Here is a 21,401-nt window from a genome sequence, read left to right as displayed (position 1 = left end):
GGATAACATGAAAAAGCATAAAAATATATTCAAAAGTATTCTATTTCTCATTATCCTTTCTTTATTGCTTGTTGCTTTCTCAAGTGTGCTCAAGCCTTCAGATGAACCCAAAGCATTAAAGGGAGTTCTTGCAGAACAAGATAATACCATGGACTATTTAATCCTAGGTGATAGTGAGGCTTATTCCTCGGTATCTCCAATGGAGATATGGAATACAAAGGGTTATGTTGGCTATAACATCGGAAGTTCTGCTCAATCGCTTTTAAAAGGATTTGAAGACCTCGAAACAGCTTTAACAAAGCAAAAACCAAAAGTGCTCCTCATTGAATCAAACTTTTTCTTTAGAGATAAAGGAATGGTTAATGAGATAGAGAAGAATATCGGTGATTTTTTCTCTCAATTCTTCCCAATCTTCGCAGATCATAACAATTGGAAGTCCTATGTGAAGCACGATAAAAAAAGAGATAAGCCTGAAAAACCATCTCTAAGTCCACTCAAAGGGTATCATTATACAGTTGATGTAAAACCTTACACCAAAGGGAACTATGTCAGAGAATCAGAAAAAACAGATAAGATACCTGGTTACCAGAGACAAAGCATCGAGAAAATTCTCAACTTCGCAAAATCACATGATATTAAAATCGTTATTTATTCTGCACCAAGTCCATCAAATTGGACTTACACGAAGCATAATGCAGTTTCTAAAATTGCATCAAACAATAATATAGATTATCTCGATTTAAATTTATTATTAAATGAAGTTGGTATTGATTGGAACACCGACACTTATGACGCAGGAGATCATTTAAACTACAGTGGTGCCTTAAAAGTAAGTAACTATCTTGCTGAATACCTTTCGAATAATACCGAACTCGTAAATAAAAAAGATGACCCAAATTTCGAAACTTGGAAAAGCAATTATAAGGAATATTCTGATATTATTGCTAAGAAAAAGAATCGACACGTATAAAAAAAGCTGAAAGTTTCAGCTTTTTTTATTGGAATAGAATAATTGGTATTAAATTCCTTTAGTTAGTTGATAGGCAAGGTACTCATCTTTTTCTTTTTGCCATTCGACACGGTCATTTTCAGTAATCTTGCGAATCACTTTGCAAGGGACGCCACCCGCAACCACATCGGAAGGGATGTCCTTTGTCACAACCGATCCTGAAGCAATGACTGAACGAGCGCCAATAGTAACTCCAGGGTTAACGACTACATTACCACCTAACCAGACATCATCTTCAATCACAATTTTTTTACCAAATTCTAAATCCTCACTACGAATAGCTGCGTCAATTGGATGTCCTGCAGTATAGAGTCCAACTCGTGGTCCCATCATGACGCGACTCCCAATTTCAACTGGAGCGACATCAAGGATGATAAGATCTGCATTTGCAAAGAAATCATCTTTAATATAGGTGTTATTTCCATAATCAAAATAGACTGGTGGAACGAGTACAACATGTTCACCCACAGATCCAAGCCATTCTTTAATGATTTCCTTTCGGCGCGGAATGTCTAAAACGGTTGTTTGATTATATTCGTGATTAAACATACGACAACGATGCGAATCTCGTCTTAGTTCTTCATCATTAGCTTTGTACAAAAGCCCTGATAACATTCTCTCTTTTTCAGTCATAAAAACCTCCATAAATTCAATTATTATTATATCAAATTAAAGCCTTTATTAAGCAAGAGATGATACCTAACATGGTATAATATGATCATTAGGGGGTATTTTCATGAAAATCATTCATCTATCGGACTTACATATCGGGAAAAGGTTTGAAGACGTCAGTCTCATTGAAGACCAACGCTATATATTTAACCAAATACTTGAAGAAATTAGGAGTAGAGATGTGGATGTTGTGATTGTAGCAGGTGACATTTATGATCGTTTTGCACCAAGTTCAGAATCATTCACACTTTGGAATGAACTTTTAATTGCGTTTTCTAAGGAAAATTATGAAGTCATCATTATTTCTGGAAATCACGACTCTGTTGAACGTCTAGGAGTAGGAGATAAGCTATTTATCGATCATAAGATTCATCTTATTTCGCGATTCGAACTTCCAATCGTACCGATATCTATTTTTGATGAATGGGGACCGGTTAACTTTTATCCCATTCCTTTCTTACGAGCAAGTACAATTAAAAATATAGACCCTGACTTCACAGGTTCAACTTATGATGATGCCTTTAAACATGTTATCAAGGGCATTAACCTAAACCCCTTGAACGGAACATCGCAATTGTCCATCAATTCTTTATTGATGGAATGACACAACCCGAGCTCTCCGATTCAGAAATCGGACCGCAAGTAGGGGGACTTGATGCAATCAACATCAACTACTTAAACGATTTTAACTATGTAGCAATGGGACACATCCATCGTCCACAAAAACTTCGTAAAGAAACAATTCGCTATGGAGGATCACCCTTGAAATATTCTTTCTCTGAAGCAAAAGATCATAAGTCAATGCCTTACATTACACTTGATGAAAAGGAAATAAGCATTGAACTTCTTCCACTGATTCCCAAAAGGGACGTCCGTATTATCAAAGGGCCTTTTAATGCTCTCATCGAGCATGCACAATACAGCGAAGATTTTATTCAAGCTGTTTTAGAGGATGAAGAAACAATTTATGATCCCAAAAGTAAACTTAAGGAATTTTATCCAAACATCATTTCAATCCAATATCACAATTTGAGTAGTAGTGACAACGTACGTCTTCAAGAAGCAACAGAAGTACTCAATCTTTCACCTACAGATCAATTTGAAAATTTCTTCAAGCACCAAAATCAACGGGAATTTAGTGATTCAGAAAAGAAGCTTTTAGAATCAATCATGGAGGAAATTAATCATAAAACCAATTAGCTTAACAATGGCTGCATTCGGACCGTTCGCTAAAGAAACAACTTTAGATTTCTCACAATTCGAAGAGGGCCTTTTTCTTATATCTGGTGATACCGGAGCTGGGAAAACTACACTTTTTGATGCCATATCTTTTGCACTTTACGATGTTTCATCAGGTTCACTGAGAGATCCAACAATGCTTCGTAGTGATTTTGCAAGTCCTCATGAAGAAACCTTTGTTTCATTTACTTTTGAGCATAATAGACAGCGATACACCGTTAGAAGAAGTCCGCGATATATGAGACCCAAGCAAAAGGGCGAGGGAATGACGGTTCAAAACCCAATGGTTCAGCTTACACTACCAGACGGGACAGTCCATGATTCATTAACGCAAACAAACCTTGAAATTATTGATATTCTAGGAATGGATGCAAATCAATTTAAACAAATTGTTATGATAGCCCAAGGAGAATTCCTAAAACTCTTAAATTCCAGTTCTCAAGATCGGTCACTTATTTTTCAAAAAATATTTGATACAACGATCTATCAACAGATACAAACCAAATTAAAGAACAAAGAACTCGGCGTTAAAGCACAACTTGATACGATTCAAGCGGAACTCAGTAATCAACGAGATACTTTCGATTTTGTACAAGAAGATGTTGCAAATTTACCCCTTGTTGATTTTTTAGACTTTGTAGATAGCCATATTAAATCTCTCAAAAAAAATATTGAGGTTGAGACACTCAATTTAAGCCAGAAAAGGGCAGAACACACTGAGCTTGTTAAAACACTTACAAAAGCACAGTATTTTGAAGCAGACAAAGCTTCTTTACGTCAGAAAAAGTACAACCTTGATGTATTATTAAATCAAAGTAAAGAGATTGCGACACGTGAATCAGTTTTTAAGAAACGTAAGCAGTATAAAGAAACCGTTGAACCCGCTTTTATAACGTGGGAGGCTGCTTTACAGCGGACTCAGAGCTATCAAAATAAACTTGAAGAAAATGGGAATTCGACTAAAGAGTTAAATGAACGTCATCAGAGTTTATTAGAACAGAAACCTGAGTATGATCGCTACAAGCAAGAGAGTCAAAACCTCAAGAACCAAATTAAAGAAATTCAAGATAAAATCAATGACTATGCAATTCTAGATGATCAATTAAAACAATTCAATGACTCCGAGGTAAAAACTAAAAACACACAAATTGAGATTGAAACAGTCAAAACAAAGATTGAGTCCACAAAAAAAGATATCCTAGCCTTTCATACCTTAAAAGACACTTTAAATAAAGAAGGGGAACGTCTCCAAAAATATCAGTTTGACTTAGAAAAAATACAGGCTCAAAAAGAAGCATTAATCCAAGAAGTGTCACACCATCGTGACATCCAAAAACTTAAAGAAAACCTCAAACCTCTACAAGAAAAATTCAATGAAAACAGCCAGAAGCTTCAGGAAATTCATCATGAATTTGGCAATTATGAACTCAATTTTTACAGGCAACAAGCTGGAATCCTTGCGAGTTCGCTTACAGATAATGCGCCATGTCCTGTTTGCGGATCATTAGAACACCCTAATCCAGCTTCTATAGAAGATGAGACATTAAGTAAAGAGGGTCTAGACCGTCTTGCTAGAAAAAAGAACGAACTTAGTGAGACAATTAGTCAAGATACCTTGTTAATTCAGGAAATCAAGACAAAAATTGAAACTGAAACCCAACGCTTAAAGTATCATTCATTACAAGAAGTTACAGAATTTCTAAAACAATTACAAATCCAGGAGGGTGCCCACTTAAAGACTATTGAAGATATAACTACTTCGAACATAGCACATCAAAATAGTGTCAAACAATTAGAAAATAGTCCCGATAAATTGGAACTACTCGAAAAGAACCTTTCAGTTTTATTGGATGATAGAACTACTCAAATAGCACGTCTCGAGTCGTTAGATACTCAAATTCAGAACCAACGCAAAATCCTGAAATACAAAACTAAGGACGAAGCCAATAATACAATTGACGGCCTTCAAAAACAAGTGTTTGAGTTTGACCGTAAATCTGAAAATTATGACAATGAACTTACAAAATTAGTTGCGAAGATTAGTCATGTTGAAGGGCAGAGAGGTACCCTAAATGAAACTTTAACTACGAGTCAAACTGAACTAAATGGTCATTATGACCTCCTAACTCAAGCGATGAATTATGCGGGTATTAATACACTTGATGAGTATATACAACATCGAAAAGAAGACTATAATTTCGATGTAGAAGAAGAATATATTAAAACCTATCATGATTCTGTAAAACAACACCAACAATCTATCCAAGAACTCGAAACAAGAAACAAAGAAGTGGTTTTACCTTCCAGTCAAGATATAGAGATTCAAATTACTTCACTAATCAATGATATTAATCAGCGTGAGAAAGAACTTCAAAGTAACAGTAAATCTCTTGATGCAATTGAACATAATTTTACAAAAATTACAAATCTTATTGTCACTATGAAAGTACTTGAAAAAGAATATGAGGAAGTTGTATTGTTATCGCAGACTGCTAACGGAAACTTACGAGGAAAAGATAAGATTTCACTCGAACATTACGTTCAAGCTGCCTATTTTGAATTTGTAATCGAAGCTGCAAATAAGCGCTTGAAGACCATGTCACAGGGACAGTATGAACTAATCAGGCAAGTAGAAGCAGCAAACAAGGGGAGTCGTTCAGGCTTAGACTTAGATGTCTTTGACAACTATACCGGGAAATCTCGATCAGTGAAATCACTATCTGGTGGGGAATCCTTTAAAGCTTCACTTTCACTTGCATTGGGACTTTCTGATGTCATCCAAGAACATTCAGGCGTCGTCAGCGTGGATGCAATGTTTATTGACGAAGGTTTTGGGACACTTGATGATAACTCTTTGAATCAAGCGATGAGAGCTCTTAACGATCTCGCTGGATCAACTAAAATGGTTGGGATTATCTCACACGTACAAGATTTAAAAAACCAGATCGATCAGCAAATAATCGTAACTAAAGATCAATCTGGGAGTGATATTAAACTGAAAACAGCTTAGTGGCTTAGTTCACAGTATATTGTTTTTCATTACAGAAGTGATAGTATCCTTAAAAAAGGGACATTACTTCTGTTTTTTTACTTTAATCAAAAAAAAAACATTAAATATGTATAAAACGAGGAATAATTAAAAAACGATAAAATACTTGCCAAACAAGCCATATTAATATACAATTGAAAATATTACATAATATACATTATGCGAAGTAAGATATGAAATACTAATATTGAGAATCTTAGACAATCCGTCAGTTAAGATCTATTAGTCTTTATGACATAAAGACTCTAAAAACACAAACTCAACCATAACATAGCATTTATAAGAGATTAAACAATCATTTGCATACTTTTATACCTTCAGTAACTTTACTTTGTTCAACTATATCGATACAATATAAATATTGAACACTTAATTATCAATGGAGGAAAAATAATGCAAGCACTAATACTCGCCGCTGGACTCGGCTCAAGATTGGGTAATCTAACAGAATCACAACCTAAATGTATGGTTGAAGTAGATTCTGTCTCTATGATTGAAAGAATGTTACAACAACTAGATCATCGTGATTTCACACGAATTGTAATTGTTGATGGATACAAAAACGATACACTTGAGGCCTTTATTACTGATATGGGCATTAAAACACCGATTCACTTTGTTACAAATGAAATTTATAATAAAACTAATAATATCTACTCTTTGATGTGTGCTAAAGACTATTTTGTTGAAGAAGACACATTACTTTTAGAGTCGGATTTAATTTTTGATGAACGCCTTTTAGATTTGATTCTAACAAGCCCATACGAAAATGCGGCTTTAGTTGATAAGTATAAAGCGTGGATGGATGGTACAGTCGTTCAGATTGATGAAAATGATGATATTACTGACTTTATTGGTAAAAATGACTTTAATTACCTACAAAAGGAAAGCTACTATAAGACAATAAATATCTATAAGTTGTCTAAAAAGTTTATTCAAGACGTTTATATGCCCTTCTTAGAAGCACATATGCAATCTGTTGGTGTAAACAGCTACTACGAAAGTGCATTTAAGTACATCGTTAATTCAGACGACTTTGAGTTTAAAGCTGTCGTTAACAACGGTATTAATTGGTATGAAGTTGATGATAAGCAAGATCTTGACATTGCTCAAGTGATGTTTGCATCTGATATAACAAGAAAACTCGAATTAATGCAACGTCGCTTTGGTGGTTACTGGAGATATCCCACACTTATCGATTTTTGTTACCTTGTTAATCCCTTCTATCCCAATCAAAAACTATTGGATGAAATCAAATCAAACTTTGAACGCTTGGTATGCGATTATCCTTCAGGAATGGGCGTAAATACCCTTCTTGCAGCAAAGCATTTTAAACTCAGGGAAAATCAAATCGTAATTGGAAATGGCGCAGCAGAATTAATCAAATCATTAATGGAAAGTCTTGAAGGTACCATGGGTGTTATTACCCCTACTTTCGAAGAATATCCAAATCGTTGCCCACATCTGAATTTGATTCAATTTGATACATCGAAGTTAGATTACCAATATCATACTGATGATATTATTAGTTATTTTGATGATAAAAAGCTCGATCACTTGGTTCTTATCAATCCTGATAATCCATCTGGAAACTATATTAAAAAAGATGATGTTTTAAGGCTCCTCGATTGGACATCGACAAACGATATAAAACTTATTCTTGATGAATCGTTTATTGATTTTGTTGGTATTGAATCTCACGGAACCCTCTTACAAGAGGATATTCTTGATAAATATCCGAATTTATATCTTGTGAAAAGTATTTCTAAATCTTATGGTGTACCAGGATTTAGACTTGGCATTTTAGCAACATCGGATAGCGATACAATCGCTTTCATTAAGAAAGATGTTTCAATTTGGAACATAAATTCCTTTGGCGAATACTACATGCAAATCGTGGATAAATACACTAAGGATTTTGCAGTTGCAATGGATAAATTCCGTAATGTAAGAGCTGAGTATGTCTATAATTTAAGCAAAATACCTGGTATTAAAGTGTATCCATCGCAAGCAAACTATATTATGTTGAAGATTCAAAATGGCAAAACTGCACGTTATGTTACCGAACGACTTCTTGCTGATTATGACGTATTTATCAAGGACCTTTCGCCTAAATCAGGATTTGAAGGTGAATACCTAAGAGTTGCAGTGAAACGACCTGAAGAAAACAATCAACTTATTAATGCATTAATAACAATAATGAAAGAAGCTTAATTATGAATATTAAACCCATTAAGAAGAGCTATATCAATATTAGTGGCAATATCTATGATCCTGATTTTATTAACCTTGCAATTATTAACGACGATTGTCTAGCATTTGATCAACGCACACGTTTTTTAAGTAAGGAAAAAAAGGATTTTCTAAACGCACAAGAAATTGCAGCATATTCAGATGTTATCTATATTAGTGAACATAACGGCAACTTTAGTCTCATTTGTGATGTTTCTGTTGATGATTACCTTAATAGGAAAATAATTACCCATGAATTGATCTTACCCGATACTGTTCAAGGTATGTTAAGTAATGTTAAACTGTATAACGCTGAAGCAGCACCTGTTTTATTACTTAGCGAATCGAAAATTAATTTTAAAAAATATCTTAGTGATTTAGAACACGATTCCGTTAATGTAGATTCTTACATTCTACATATTTTTACAGGAGAATCTGCAAATATCATCCATAAAGATTTAAAGAAAATACCTAAATTAACTGTGGCAGATGGCCATCACCGTCTTTATACAAGTTCATTATTAGGTAGAAAATCAACAGTATTTAGTTGCATTGTACAGACAGAAGATGCTAATATTCATCCTATTAATCGAATTCTCCCTAACGTTCCCATTGAACACTTCGAAAGGGCTGATAAATTTATAAAGAGTCAGTTTAAATGTGTTGAGACTTCTGAACCAATAACAAAAGGACAACTCCGGATCACATATCGTGAGCACTCTTATGTTGTGAATTTAATTGATCTTGAATCGGATGCATTTTGGAATAATGATGTTTATCGATTAAACACCCAAATTCTATCACAAGCATTTGGAATTTTTGATACTAGTTTGCTTGATTATTACATTTGCCCCGACCAGTGTCAGAAAAATTTCCAGCACAACAAAGATGCTGTATTGATCGAGATGGCTCCAATTACAATGGAAGAGTTTCTCTTTATTACCAACAGAGAAGCAGTCATGCCGCCCAAATCAACGGCATTCTCGCCCAAGTTCCCCTCATTCTTGATATTTAAGAAATACTCAGACTAATGTAAAGACTGACTTATAGAAAGTCAGTCTTTTATGTTGGACTTGAAATTTAGATTGTTTAATCTATTCAAATCTATAGATATAGGAAAATGGAATGGTGAAATTTATGGCTTCTTCGTAGTTATTCCATCCTTCTGTCATATAGACGAGTTTATTGTCTTTTGTAATGAAGTATGCTTTTTCTTCACGTGGGTATTCGCATTTTTGAAACGCTCCTCCAGGATTGCATTCGGAGTATTTTTGAGCAATTAATGTTTTAATTGTGTCAGTATCCTGCTTTTTAGAAACTGATTTATACAATAAACTTGATGTTATATCATCATTTTTCAAATTAAAATGAGCCAGTATTTCTTCATTTGTCATTAAATCACCTGTTTTTTTATTGAAAACTAAAGCACTGTAGGATGATTTGATACCTTCTCCGTTATGAAGTGCTAAATATTCATCACGAATTATTATAGAAATAGTATCATCAGTTTCGGCGTAGTCTGCAACTACAAAAGTATGTGCAGTTTGCGGAAATTTTTCCTCTTCTTCAAGATATGTGTCGATTAAAACAGAGTAATTTTCTCCTTGAATCTTAGAACTGGTGCTCTTAAAGTTAAAGATTATTTTTTCAAGTGTGTAGTTTGTTTTTCCAGCTAAAAGTTTAGGTAAATAATCTGGAGTTTTTTCTTTCCTATTCTCTTCCGTAATCTTATCAATCTGGATTCCCTCTAAAGTCTTACCGTCTCTAATCACTTCACTATAAATGTAATCTTTAGATTCATCAATCTTTTCAACAACAGTAGGTTTTGGATCTTCGGGTTCTTTCGTCTCCTCTGGTTCTTTTTTAGAACATCCAACCAGTAAAATCATAAGCACTAGAAAAAAGCCAATCCGTCGTTTCATAATAAACTTCCCCCTTTTTTTCATTATACCATGAAGACCTTACAAAATTTCAGCAAAGAAAAACAAAGGCCAACTTCAATTTTGTCAGCCTTTGGCATGTTATTGTATTTTAGAACTCATTTGTAAAGATAAGAACTAATTGTTGGAATTTCGGGGTTCAATCCCTGTCCTGCTAGACTCCATTCCTCCGTGATATAAATAAGCTTGTTATCTTTTGTAATGAACAGTCCCTCTTCATATCTTGGAAACTCACAACGCTTATAAACGCCTTCAATACTACATTCAGATTTAGTTTTCATAATTCTAACTTTATCTTGATCTGAATCATAAGCTCTATGATAAGAATTTTTGTCTAAATTGGTATAGATATTATCTTTTGAAATTGATATGACATCTAGTATTTCCTCTGGTGATAATAGTTTTCCAGTTTCTTTACTAAAAACATAAGATTTAGTGTTGTTTGAGATACCCTCGCCAACGATTCTAGGGAGAGCAATTTCTCGTATCATAACTGAGATAGTATTATTCGTCTCAGCATAATCAGCTAATAAATATGTATAACCCACATCAGGATATTCTTTTTCTTTTGCAAGCAAATCTTCTATATCTTTTGCAAATTGCTGATTAAATTTATCGGAATCTCCTTCTTTGAAGTTTAAAATTACTTTATCCAGACTAAATACAGTTTTGGATTTTAATATTTCTGGAAAAGGAACACCTTCGACACGATTACCGTTTCTATAAAAATAAGTGTCCCACATAAACTTATCATAGTCGATATCTGGATCTGAATTCTTTTCAGTTCGTACTGATTCGACGTAAACATAATCCTTGTCTGGATTAATCTTTGTGACAACAGTAGGTTTTGGTTTTTCAGGTTCTTTTGTTTCTTCCGGTTCCTTTTTAGAACATCCAACCAATACAATCATAAGCACTAGAGAAAAGCTAATCAATCGTTTCATACTATACTTCCTCCTTTTCTTAAATTATAACATCTACATCTATAAAAATATTGAAATACATGTGAAAAAAAACGCGAGTGATCGCGTTTTTAAGGTTTAATATAAGCATATCCTTCGTTTTGTTTCTTAACCAACTCATAGACACCCGCAGGAACGACGTTAACGCCCTCTACAAGGTCTTCTTCACTAATTTGATGTGCTATCATGGCATTATTACAAGCCACTACATGAACACTAGGAATAAGCTTAGCAATCCTATCATTGTTTCCACGTCTTAAAAGGTTAATCGCTTCTCCATTGACTAAAAGTTCAATGGTTTCAACATCACTTTGTAATTTAATCAAATTAATAATATTAGCATAACAATGATCAAATCGTTCGGATTCTGATAAATGAAATATAACATTCATAAAGAATACCTCCTATGATTCTATTGTAGTTGACCCTTAACAAATTTGCGAGCAATTACCACTGCTAAGATACCTGCACCTAATTTGCCAAGCATTACAGGGACAATAAGGTTCGGTTGAAAGTTTGCAGTAAATGCTAAGTGGTCACCAATAAGGAATGCTCCACAGACCGAGAATCCAATAAGTGATACAATATCACGATCGTCCATTGAATCATCAATCATTGAGAACAAAGCGATCACGTTTGTAGTAGCAGCAAGAATTCCTGTAGCGAAATTACTAGAAAGATTCATTTTTTCACTCATTTTCTCAATTGGCTTGGATGCGAATTTTTGAATGAGATAAACCATTGGGAATGCCCCACATAACATCATACCAATATAACCGGCTACTTCTAATGCTCTATTTTGATCAATAGAGTCAGCAATGATTGGATCGAAAATCCATCCACCAAACAACGTCGAGAATACTGAAGTAAAGTATTCAATAACTACTAATGTAAATACGATTTTTGTAAAAGCATCTACGAATTTACCAAATGCTTGAAACCCCCGAATCATAACATTTGAATTCTTCCATAAGCCGAATGCAAGTAATGAACATACGATTATGAGAGGAATGAGATTGATGATGATTTGTTGGAACGTCATTGAAAGGACGACAGTTGCTGCATTTGGATCTGTTGAGACAACCTCACGAATTGCAGGATTTGTGATCATAATCATGATACATGAAATGAAAACTCCCACAGGAATGGTAATAAAACCAATCATCATACCTAAAGACAGTTGTTTATGGAATTTCTCTTTAACAATCTTTAAGGCTATGGGTAAACTGAATACAATTGTAGCTCCAGCCATGTAACCCGTTATCGTAGCAATAATCCATGCTTCTTTAGTTTGTGCTAAAGATTCCGCAAGTTGATATCCACCCATATCTACAGCAAGTAAAGTTGTCGCTGCAATTGCAGGATCTGCTCCGAAGAGTTTAAATACAGGCCCAATACCAACAGTTACTAGTTTTGATAGAATAGGCAGCGATGCCATAATCCCTGCAACAGGAAGAAAAATACTTCCAATTGCATTGATACCTTCCATGAATTGTTGGCCAAGCTCAGATTCAGGTTTCACAATTGATGCAATACATCCCGCCGCTGCACAAGCCATAATAATATAAATAATAACTTTACTTACAATTATCATTAACGATCACCATACAATTCTAGAGTATGATTCGCATACTTATGAGAATAGTCATACCAAAGTTTTAAGTAGTGACCAACCATCGATCCATTTGATTCTTGGAAAATTGCCCATTCGAACCAATAGTAAGATGACAAGGCTACATAACCAAAGAAGTGTCGACGGCGTTCATCAGACATCGTTTCTCCCTCATAAATATCAAAGATACGATTTGCATCATCCAAGGTATATTCAGAGCAAGCAATAAATGTACCGAGATCACATGCCGGATCATCATTTCCTGCATATTCCCAATCAATGAGATACATACGACCATCTTTAAATAAAATGTTAGGGTCATAGAAATCACAATGACATAAGACAGCTTCGACACCATCCGACTCAACAAGTTCGTAGACACGCGACATTTTTTCATTTAATTCATAGTAATCATTAAATTGTTGCTCTCCAAGATGGTTAATTTTACCATGGAATTCAAGAGCTCTTTCCCAGATACCGAAATCAAAATCTCCTTTGATTTGTAAATCATGGAAACGTTTAATTGCTTGGAGTGCAGTTGTTACTTCTGTTTCATTATTATAGTCTAGTGTATGAGAATCCATAATATAATAAGAAACTTTCCATCCTTCTACAGGATCCACAAAAATAAAGGTATCATCAAGGCCATACTTCGCTGCAATTTTTTCAGCAAATGCTTCACCTTCACGGTGAATATATTCATCTGTACCTACTCCAGGATGACGATAAATATAGTACTTATCTTCTACTTTAAAACGAAATGATCGGTTTGTTAACCCATCATTTACAAACGCTACATCACTAATTTCACTGACATCATGTTTGATTACCTTTTTAATATTGTTGAAAAAGTTCTCATACCCATCTATAAAAAAGTTTGATGTAGTTGTTACTTCATTAAAGTCATCACTACTTTCGAAAAAATTTTCAATCGTATTATTGTTCTTTTTCAGATATTCTTTTATTGTTTCTGCTTTCATTGAGATTCTCCAGTCTGTTCAACATTACGCATATTTTACCGTTATTGAACAGAAAATACAAGTTATATGTGTGTAAATTGTGAAAACATAAAACCATCGCTCTTCTGAATGATGGTTTTATATTATTGAATATTAATTTGGATTTTTTCTTATTTTAGCATAAATCGTATTGCTATCATTGATGACGTGAATTGCCATATACACTCTACGATCTCCTTCTTTCCAGGTCACCCATCGATAGCCATTCGCATCAAAATACCCATCATACTGACCTTCTTGACCTTCTTGATATCGTCTAACAAATTGACCTTTCTCACTAGGCACTACTTGAACTCCAGCTCCGAGCTTCGTTACAGTGAAAGTTCCGTTTTCAGTTACTTCATTTGTTTTTTTCACACCCGCAGCATCTGCATAGATAGATGACCAATCAAGAGAGTATAGGGCCATATAAACTCGTTGATTTCCTTCTTTCCAAGTAAGCCAACGATATCCATTTGCATCAAAGTATCCATCATATTGTCCAACATATCCTTCTTGATATTTACGTACAAACTTTCCTTTTTCACTTGGGACCACTTGAACTCCGGCACCAATTTTTGTCACTGTAAAGTAGCCTGTTTCAGTTGTTTCATTGACTTTTTTCACTCCAGCGGCATCTGCATAGATAGATGACCAATCAAGAGAGTATAGGGCCATATAAACTCGTTGATCCCCTTCTTTCCAAGTAAGCCAACGATACCCATTTGCATCAAAGTACCCGTCATATTGTCCAACATATCCTTCTTGATATTTACGTACAAACTTTCCTTTTTCACTCGGCATTACTTGTACGCCTGCACCGATTTTTGAGACTGTGAAATATCCAGTTTCAGAAGTTTCGTTAACTTTTTTCACCCCTGCAGCATCCGCATAAACAGATGACCAATTTAATACATATTGTGCCATGTATACGCGTTGGTTTCCTTCAGTCCATGTTAGCCAACGGTATCCATTAGTATCAATGTAGCCATCATATTGACCCACATAGTCCTTTTTATACTTTCGAACAACTTTTCCTGACTCACTTGGTGATAGTTGGACTGTTGATCCTAATTCCGTAACCGAAAAGTAGCCTGGCGCCCAAACTATATTATCTGGTTTGGGAGTGGTACTTCCTTCAATTCTAATACGGACATAATTACCCCACCCCGCTTTTTGAACTCCTGATTCTACAACAACACCATTTACCGGAGATATGACTTTAGCTGAATAGGAGCCATCGCTTGGAATCATATCTACTCCTTTATGACCCGTATAACAACCTACATCACATAGGATTTTTGATGGTTTATCTAAAGTTTGATAGATATTAATGTATTTCTTAGGATCTAATCTATTATGTTTTTCATTATTCGATGTTAATGTATATTCCACATGAACATGCTCGACAGTTGCATTACCTGTCATTCCCATAGTCCCCAAAACAGTACCTGGCTTAACCTTTGTTCCAACTGAAACAGCCTTATCACTCATATGCGCTAGCAGAACATAACCACTATCGGTTGCGGCAGAAGCAGTAACTACACTGCTTACCAATACAATAAATACAATAAAAGCACTAAGTACTTTATTCAGTATTTTATCCATAAATGTTCCTCCTATAATAATTATACGGAATTAGCACCATTGAAGTAACCCCTTACATCAATATTCACATATTCGGTATAAAAAAATAGAAGCATCGCTCCTATTTAATTTTATACATAGTATATGTTCCTGTGTTTACGACTTGCTCTTTATCATCGACAACTTCTACTTCAACTACACAAATCTTATTTGTTCGACTCACGACTTTAGCGTTCGCTATAATATAACCTGAATTGACTGCTTTCATAAAGTTGATGTTTGCATTCAAGGTTACATATTTATCACCATTACTGCGCGCTGCAATACCTGCTGCAGAATCAGAAATAGTGAAATAGACGCCACCATGAAAGTAATCATAATAATTTGTAGCATTCGCATTATAATCTACACGTACACTTGCTTTATCAATACCTGCTTCCACAACTGAAATATTATTGTGGTCCATAAAACTGTTATTCATCATCATATCAAATACCTCTATTCTTAATTTTTAAAACTGTGAACCGGAGCGGGAATTCTGCCACCACGATTAATAAATGCATCATTGTTGTAGCGGTTTACGGGCATAATTGGAGCCCATCCTAGTAGGCCACCAAACTCTATTGTATCTCCAACATCTTTTCCGATTACTGGAATAATTCTTACTGCTGTAGTTTTATTATTAATCATTCCAATTGCAGCTTCATCACCAATGATTCCCGCAAGTGTTGTCGCCGAAACATTACCTGGTACAGCGACCATATCGAGACCTACTGAACAAACACATGTCATTGCTTCAAGCTTTTCTAAGGTTAGTGCACCTATTTCTACAGCATGGATCATCGCATGATCTTCACTTACAGGAATAAACGCACCTGATAGGCCTCCTACTGATGAAGAAGCCATAATACCGCCTTTTTTAACACAATCGTTTAACATTGCGAGTGCAAGAGTAGTTCCTGGCGCACCCGGTTGTTCGAGTCCCATCTCTTGAAAAATTTCTCCAATACTGTCGCCGACTTCAGGAGTTGGAGCTAATGAAAGATCAATAATGCCAAAAGGAACTCCAAGACGTTTTGAAGCTTCTAAAGCTATTAATTGACCAACTCGCGTAATTTTAAATGCCGTAATTTTAATAGTCTCACATAACGCTTCAAAATCTTTATCATGTACTGACTCTAAAGCAGTTTTGACGACTCCTGGCCCACTTACGCCAACGTTAATAACACAATCACCTTCATTGACACCATGATACGCACCCGCCATAAAAGGATTGTCACTCACTGAGTTGCAGAAGACCACTAATTTCGCAGCACCAATACAATTGCGATCGACAGACTGCACGGAAGTTTCTAAAATTGTCTCTCCCATCAGTTTAACGGCATCCATATTAATTCCGTGGCGTGTTGAACCGATGTTAACACTCGCACAAACACGATCTGTCTTAGAAAGTGCTTCAGGAATTGAACGAATTAATGTTTCATCAGAAGGTGTCATTCCCTTATCAACGAGTGCTGAGAATCCTCCAATAAAATCCACGCCAACTTCTTTTGCCGCTTTATCAAGGGTTTGAGCAATCGATAAATACGAATCCACCTTACATCCCGATGCAACAATAGCAATAGGTGTAATAGATATTCGTTTATTGACAACTGGAATTCCAAACTCTTTAGATATTTGATTTCCAACTTCAACAAGATTCTTAGCTTTCGTTGTTATCTTGTTATAAATATTTTGATTTAGAACATCGATATCGTCTGACACACAATCCATAAGACTGATACCCATTGTAATCGTTCTAACATCGAAATTTTGTTCGACGATCATATCATTTGTTTCAAATATTTCTTCACTTGTAATCATAACAACCCCTACAATCTATGCATCGAAACAAAGATATCTTCGCGCTGCATTGTAATTACAACACCCAAGTCTTTGGCAATGCTTTGAATGTTATCGTTAATAACTTCAAAACTATTCGATGATGCTTGCGTATCAACAATCATTAACATATTAAAATAATCGTTTACGATTGTTTGACTAATGTCTAAAACATTAATATTCTCCTCGGATAAATATTTACATACATTATAAATAATTCCGACTTTATCTTTACCTACTACTGTAATAATTGATTTCATATTTCACCTCAACTAGATTATTTTATCATATTTAGAAAGTTAATCGTGCTTAACCTAATTTCTTTAATGCGTCTAACGCTTTCTCAGAGTAGCTTCGGGCATACTGATACTGATAAATACTGTACATTCCAAAATTTTCTCCAAGAGATTGTTCGTACTGTGACCAGAGAGCCCAAAAGAAGCCGCATAGAGCTACATAGGAGTAAAATACGGCCTGTTCCTCATTGTTTGCGTTTCTCTCTAAATACAGCGTCAATATATCATCAATTTCCTTAGAAGAACGTGGCTCGAACACTGCAAGCATCGCTACATCAAGAAGCGGATCAGCAATCCCAGCATATTCCCAATCTATCATAACAATACTTCCATCTTGCAACTTGATATAATTACCTTCAACTGGATCTCCATGACAAATAACTGCAGGGCGATTAATTCCTTTTAATAAATTGGAAATCAAAACGATATTCTTATTTACTTCCTTATAATCACGGTACATAATCGCATCACGACGTACGCACAATTTTCTAAGATTTCGAATTCCACTCATCAAGTCAAATGATTCCTTAACCTCAATATTTCTTTGATGTGCTTTCTTTAATGTATTTATTTTTTCAGTAAGCGTTATTTCATGCATTTCGCCTTCGATATATCGAGATATTTTATAGCCTTTGTCTAAATCCAAGAAAATAACATCATCATTAAGATTCGAATCTTTCATAGCCTCATAAACACTGTTTTCTCTAGAATATGAAACAAGGGATTCAGACCTTCCACGTGGAATTCGAATACAATATTTTTCTTCATTTATTATAAATGAATACGTTTCATTTGTTACTCCTCTTTTTAACAATTCGATGTTTCTTATAGACGAAACATCCCACTCGACACTTGTAGAGATAATACTCTTGATTTCATCATTTAAAGATTGAAGGTACGAAGTATCATACTTTTGGACTTCGCTTAAACTCTCAAACTCCAATATTTTCTCAGCAGTAAAAAAACGTGCATACAATTCATATTCCTTGATTCTATTAATGAATATTTCTTCCCAGAACAAATATCTTGAACTTTTAGCAATGAGGTCCTGATTCATGTCCTCGACAAGTTTCGCAGAAAATGCACTATTAATAAAGACTGGTCCTGTCATAATATTGCCTTTGTTTCCGCCATAAAGAATATTTTCAACTTTATCGTGTGATCCAACTTTTAGAATCCAGGCATTTGTTGCATCGTTGGATTTTACAGTTGCACACCATGAATTTAACTCGTAAATTGAGAATAGATTTATGGGCATAAAAATATCTGAGTCTAATACATATGAGTTCTTTAATTTATTTGCAACACACTTTAAACTTAAAATATTATTCCCATGCGAAAACTGGTCATTATACTCTAAATCAATATTATATTTACTTACAAGATACTCAAAGGATTCTTTGGCATACCCTACTACAATAGTGATATCATAAATACCAACTTCATTTAATTGTTGAATCTGACGTTCAACAAGAGGTACAGAGTTTATTTCATACATACCTTTAGGATAACGATAATTTGTAGTCGTGTCTTGAGCATTGATTCCAGCGGCAAGAATTATAGCATTATCTACCTTAAATTTCTCTAGAAATTCAAGTGCTTTAGGAGTTAAATCGTAGCCGGGAGTTCTCATGTAATCCAACTCGATTGCTTCATTTATAAGTGTGTTTATCTTTCCTAACGAAAAATCAAGTTTTTCCTTGAAATCACGTTGCGATTTGAAGTGTGGGTTCATCGCCTTGATACGCAATAAATCAAATAATGCTTGCCTCATAGAATATACTCCTGTTTCTTTTCTACAACTACTATACCAAAATATGTGAATAATTAAAGAGTTTATCCTTGAGTATTATAAAAAGGTATGAATTTATTAGAATAAATTCATACCTTGAAGTGTTATTTTAAAAATTTACCTAAATCAACTTTGGCATTTTCAGGATTATGAACTTCCACGTGAACATGTGGTTGTGTCGTTCTTCCAGTCATTCCTATTTTTCCAATCACAGTTTCAGTTGTTACTTTCGTCCCAACTTTATGGTCGAGACTTTGCATATGAGCATAAGTTGATTTAAACCCATTATCGTGCTGAATGACAATATAATTACCGTAGCCACCCTCATTATAATCAACTTTAATAATAACACCCTTCGCAATTGGATAGATATTAACGCCTTCAACTTGAGGGTCCATACTAAAGTCAGTTCCTGAGTGACCGCTATAGCATCCCCACTCACATAAGATAATTGATCCTCTTACAGGATTAGTTGCCCATCGATTGGGATCGTTTATTTCTTTTTTAGGTTCTTCGACTTTTTGTATGATTTCCTTTTTCTCAACTTGCTGTAGCTTCTCTTCAACGACAGTTTTTTCTTCTGGCACTACAGTCTCTTCGTTCTTTTCTTCAGTTTCGACGATTTCTTCAGTTTCTGTCGTTTCTAATGTTTCATCCAGTTCATCTGTTTCATTGGAAATATTATTAGTATCCGAAGAATCATTCTCATCACCCATTACATCAGTAATATCTTCTACAGGTTCAGGTGCATTTAACGTATTAGCAAATACTAAGTTTCTCGAAATGAACAGTGTAATGATTAGCGCAAAACCGATTGTAAAATAAGTAGATATTTTTTTAAATTTACTTTTCTTAGAATCATTCATAATCAAATAAATTCTCTCCTTCGTTTTTTCTTTATTACTTGATGCAAATCCTAAAGAATATTTTCTGGAATTCATAATATTTGTTTCAAGTGTATCTAAAACTAGAGTTGCATAACCTTTTCTCTCCAAAGTTGAGCAGTTTTCGAGAACTGCTTCATCACACGAAGATTCCATGGTATTAAATAAATCACGCTTAAGTAGATAGATTGCTGGATTAAACCAGTGAATAATTGTGAGCAGGTTAGCGAGATGCTTAATCAACACATCATGGCGTTTGATATGTGTCTGTTCGTGTTCCAATATTAATTGGAAGTTTTCTTCTTCTTTTAAATACTTTGGAACGATTATCTTTGGATTAATTAATCCAAATACAAACGGGCTCATTTTTTCGTCAATAATGTATATCTCAGGTTTATCAGCAATTGATTTAATTTCATTTCTTTTCAAAAATTTACGAATTCGAGTATTAAAACGTAGAATTGAAATTAAGTAACTGCCTAAAAGAATTATTGCACCAAATACATAGATATAGAGTGATGCGCTTTGTGTACTAACTTCATTGAAAGGACTGGTATTATTAAGATTTTCATTTTGAAAATCCACACTTGTTTTTGTCTCAATTACAGATTTTTCTGCAGAAATCAAGGTAACATCTGGTTTCATGGTTAAGTTGTCAATGCTATTGTTATTGACAATATTTACTTGTGGAAACACAAGATGTAAAGGTAAAACTAAGAGTAACATGGTTAAAAGAAATACTCGATATTTAGTTTGTTCTTTTAAAGATTTATTATTTAGTTTTATGCATAGTGCAACAACACCATAAACTATCGATGTCACAAAAGACATAACTATAAGATGAAATCCTATATTACTCATGATCATTCAACCAGTTTCGAAGATCATCAATATCATCTGACGTTAAATCATCAGAATCTATAAGTGAAGCAACGAAATCCTTCACTGATCCAGAATGAATAGTATTTATAATTTTCTTGGTTTCGCTTGAACTAAAAGCATCGCGACTCACCTTGGCATTATATTTATTTAAACCATTAATTTTTTCAACATTAAGATAGCCTTTGTCAGTAAGACGCTTAATAAAGGTCTGAACTGTAGTAATTTTCCATTGTTTTTCCGAAATAAGATTTTGTTGAATTTCTTTTACAGTCATAGGTTCCCCCTCATGGTCCCAAATCAATTGCATGACTTCAAGTTCTGCATCACTTATAGTTTTCATAGTACCTCCACATGTCGACATAGACA

General features: G+C 34.5%; 19 protein-coding genes. 6 read left to right on the top strand and 13 right to left on the bottom strand.

All coding sequences use genetic code 11. The features are described from left to right. Positions 1-7: 7 nt before the first annotated feature. Complete coding sequence (locus H9L01_RS08030) at positions 8-970, top strand: hypothetical protein (protein WP_187533443.1); 963 nt, start codon at positions 8-10, stop codon at positions 968-970. A gap of 48 nt (positions 971-1,018) precedes the next feature. On the opposite strand, the gene H9L01_RS08025 is transcribed toward H9L01_RS08030, so the two are convergent. Beyond that, positions 1,019-1,642 carry a sugar O-acetyltransferase gene (locus H9L01_RS08025; RefSeq protein WP_223151017.1) on the bottom strand — a complete coding sequence of 208 codons (624 nt, stop codon included), beginning with the start codon at positions 1,640-1,642 and terminating at the stop codon, positions 1,019-1,021. 103 nt (positions 1,643-1,745) lie between these two features. Here H9L01_RS08025 and H9L01_RS08020 point away from each other — a divergent pair, with 103 nt between their 5' ends. From H9L01_RS08020 to H9L01_RS08000, 5 genes are all read left to right on the top strand, one after another. Next, a complete protein-coding gene (locus tag H9L01_RS08020) occupies positions 1,746-2,285 on the top strand; it encodes a metallophosphoesterase family protein (protein ID WP_187533441.1) in 540 nt (179 codons plus the stop codon). After that, complete coding sequence (locus H9L01_RS08015) at positions 2,282-2,881, top strand: exonuclease SbcCD subunit D (RefSeq protein ID WP_187533440.1); 600 nt, start codon at positions 2,282-2,284, stop codon at positions 2,879-2,881. The genes H9L01_RS08020 and H9L01_RS08015 overlap by 4 nt, the downstream gene beginning before the upstream one ends. A gap of 7 nt (positions 2,882-2,888) precedes the next feature. Continuing rightward, positions 2,889-5,930, top strand: a complete 3,042-nt coding sequence (locus H9L01_RS08010; RefSeq protein ID WP_187533439.1) for an AAA family ATPase — start codon at positions 2,889-2,891, stop codon at positions 5,928-5,930. A gap of 432 nt (positions 5,931-6,362) precedes the next feature. After that, a complete protein-coding gene (locus H9L01_RS08005; RefSeq protein WP_187533438.1) occupies positions 6,363-8,183 on the top strand; it encodes an aminotransferase class I/II-fold pyridoxal phosphate-dependent enzyme in 1,821 nt (606 codons plus the stop codon). A gap of 2 nt (positions 8,184-8,185) precedes the next feature. After that, complete coding sequence (locus tag H9L01_RS08000) at positions 8,186-9,232, top strand: DUF1015 family protein (RefSeq protein WP_187533437.1); 1,047 nt, start codon at positions 8,186-8,188, stop codon at positions 9,230-9,232. Between the two features lie 63 nt (positions 9,233-9,295). Here the strand turns inward: H9L01_RS08000 and H9L01_RS07995 are convergent, their stop codons facing one another. The 12 genes from H9L01_RS07995 to H9L01_RS07940 all read right to left on the bottom strand — a co-directional run bounded on the left by H9L01_RS07995 (position 9,296) and on the right by H9L01_RS07940 (position 21,375). Continuing rightward, positions 9,296-10,123 carry a hypothetical protein gene (locus H9L01_RS07995; RefSeq protein ID WP_187533436.1) on the bottom strand — a complete coding sequence of 276 codons (828 nt, stop codon included), beginning with the start codon at positions 10,121-10,123 and terminating at the stop codon, positions 9,296-9,298. Between the two features lie 116 nt (positions 10,124-10,239). Further along, the gene (locus H9L01_RS07990) at positions 10,240-11,085 is read right to left on the bottom strand and encodes a hypothetical protein (protein ID WP_187533435.1); all 846 of its coding nucleotides are present in this window, start codon (positions 11,083-11,085) and stop codon (positions 10,240-10,242) included. Positions 11,086-11,174: 89 nt separating this feature from the next. Beyond that, complete coding sequence (locus tag H9L01_RS07985) at positions 11,175-11,495, bottom strand: DsrE family protein (protein ID WP_187533434.1); 321 nt, start codon at positions 11,493-11,495, stop codon at positions 11,175-11,177. 20 nt (positions 11,496-11,515) lie between these two features. Further along, on the bottom strand, positions 11,516-12,697 hold the full coding sequence (locus H9L01_RS07980) for an ethanolamine utilization protein EutH (RefSeq protein WP_187533433.1): 1,182 nt from the start codon (positions 12,695-12,697) through the stop codon (positions 11,516-11,518). Then, a complete protein-coding gene (locus tag H9L01_RS07975; RefSeq protein WP_187533432.1) occupies positions 12,697-13,695 on the bottom strand; it encodes a choline kinase family protein in 999 nt (332 codons plus the stop codon). The genes H9L01_RS07980 and H9L01_RS07975 overlap by 1 nt, the downstream gene beginning before the upstream one ends. Positions 13,696-13,827: 132 nt before the next feature. After that, positions 13,828-15,321 (bottom strand): peptidoglycan DD-metalloendopeptidase family protein, encoded by a 1,494-nt coding sequence (locus H9L01_RS07970; protein WP_187533431.1) that lies wholly within the window; start codon positions 15,319-15,321, stop codon positions 13,828-13,830. 100 nt (positions 15,322-15,421) lie between these two features. Beyond that, positions 15,422-15,787 (bottom strand): PaaI family thioesterase, encoded by a 366-nt coding sequence (locus tag H9L01_RS07965; RefSeq protein WP_187533430.1) that lies wholly within the window; start codon positions 15,785-15,787, stop codon positions 15,422-15,424. Between the two features lie 17 nt (positions 15,788-15,804). Then, complete coding sequence (locus tag H9L01_RS07960; protein WP_187533429.1) at positions 15,805-17,163, bottom strand: PFL family protein; 1,359 nt, start codon at positions 17,161-17,163, stop codon at positions 15,805-15,807. Positions 17,164-17,171: 8 nt separating this feature from the next. Beyond that, positions 17,172-17,441, bottom strand: coding sequence for an ACT domain-containing protein (locus H9L01_RS07955; protein WP_187533428.1), 270 nt, complete (start codon positions 17,439-17,441; stop codon positions 17,172-17,174). A 49-nt stretch (positions 17,442-17,490) separates the two neighbouring features. Then, entirely contained in the window at positions 17,491-19,251 is a 1,761-nt protein-coding gene (locus tag H9L01_RS07950; RefSeq protein ID WP_187533427.1) for a phosphotransferase, read from the bottom strand. Between the two features lie 122 nt (positions 19,252-19,373). Then, a complete protein-coding gene (locus tag H9L01_RS07945) occupies positions 19,374-21,014 on the bottom strand; it encodes a M56 family metallopeptidase (RefSeq protein ID WP_187533426.1) in 1,641 nt (546 codons plus the stop codon). After that, positions 21,007-21,375: a BlaI/MecI/CopY family transcriptional regulator gene (locus H9L01_RS07940; protein WP_187533425.1), complete on the bottom strand. Its 369-nt coding sequence runs from the start codon at positions 21,373-21,375 to the stop codon at positions 21,007-21,009. Before H9L01_RS07940 ends, H9L01_RS07945 begins: the two co-directional genes overlap by 8 nt. Positions 21,376-21,401 lie beyond the last annotated feature (26 nt).

The organism is Erysipelothrix inopinata, assembly GCF_014396165.1.
Lineage (GTDB): Bacteria > Bacillota_I > Bacilli_A > Erysipelotrichales > Erysipelotrichaceae > Erysipelothrix > Erysipelothrix inopinata.
This window is presented reverse-complemented; position numbering and strand designations above follow the sequence as displayed.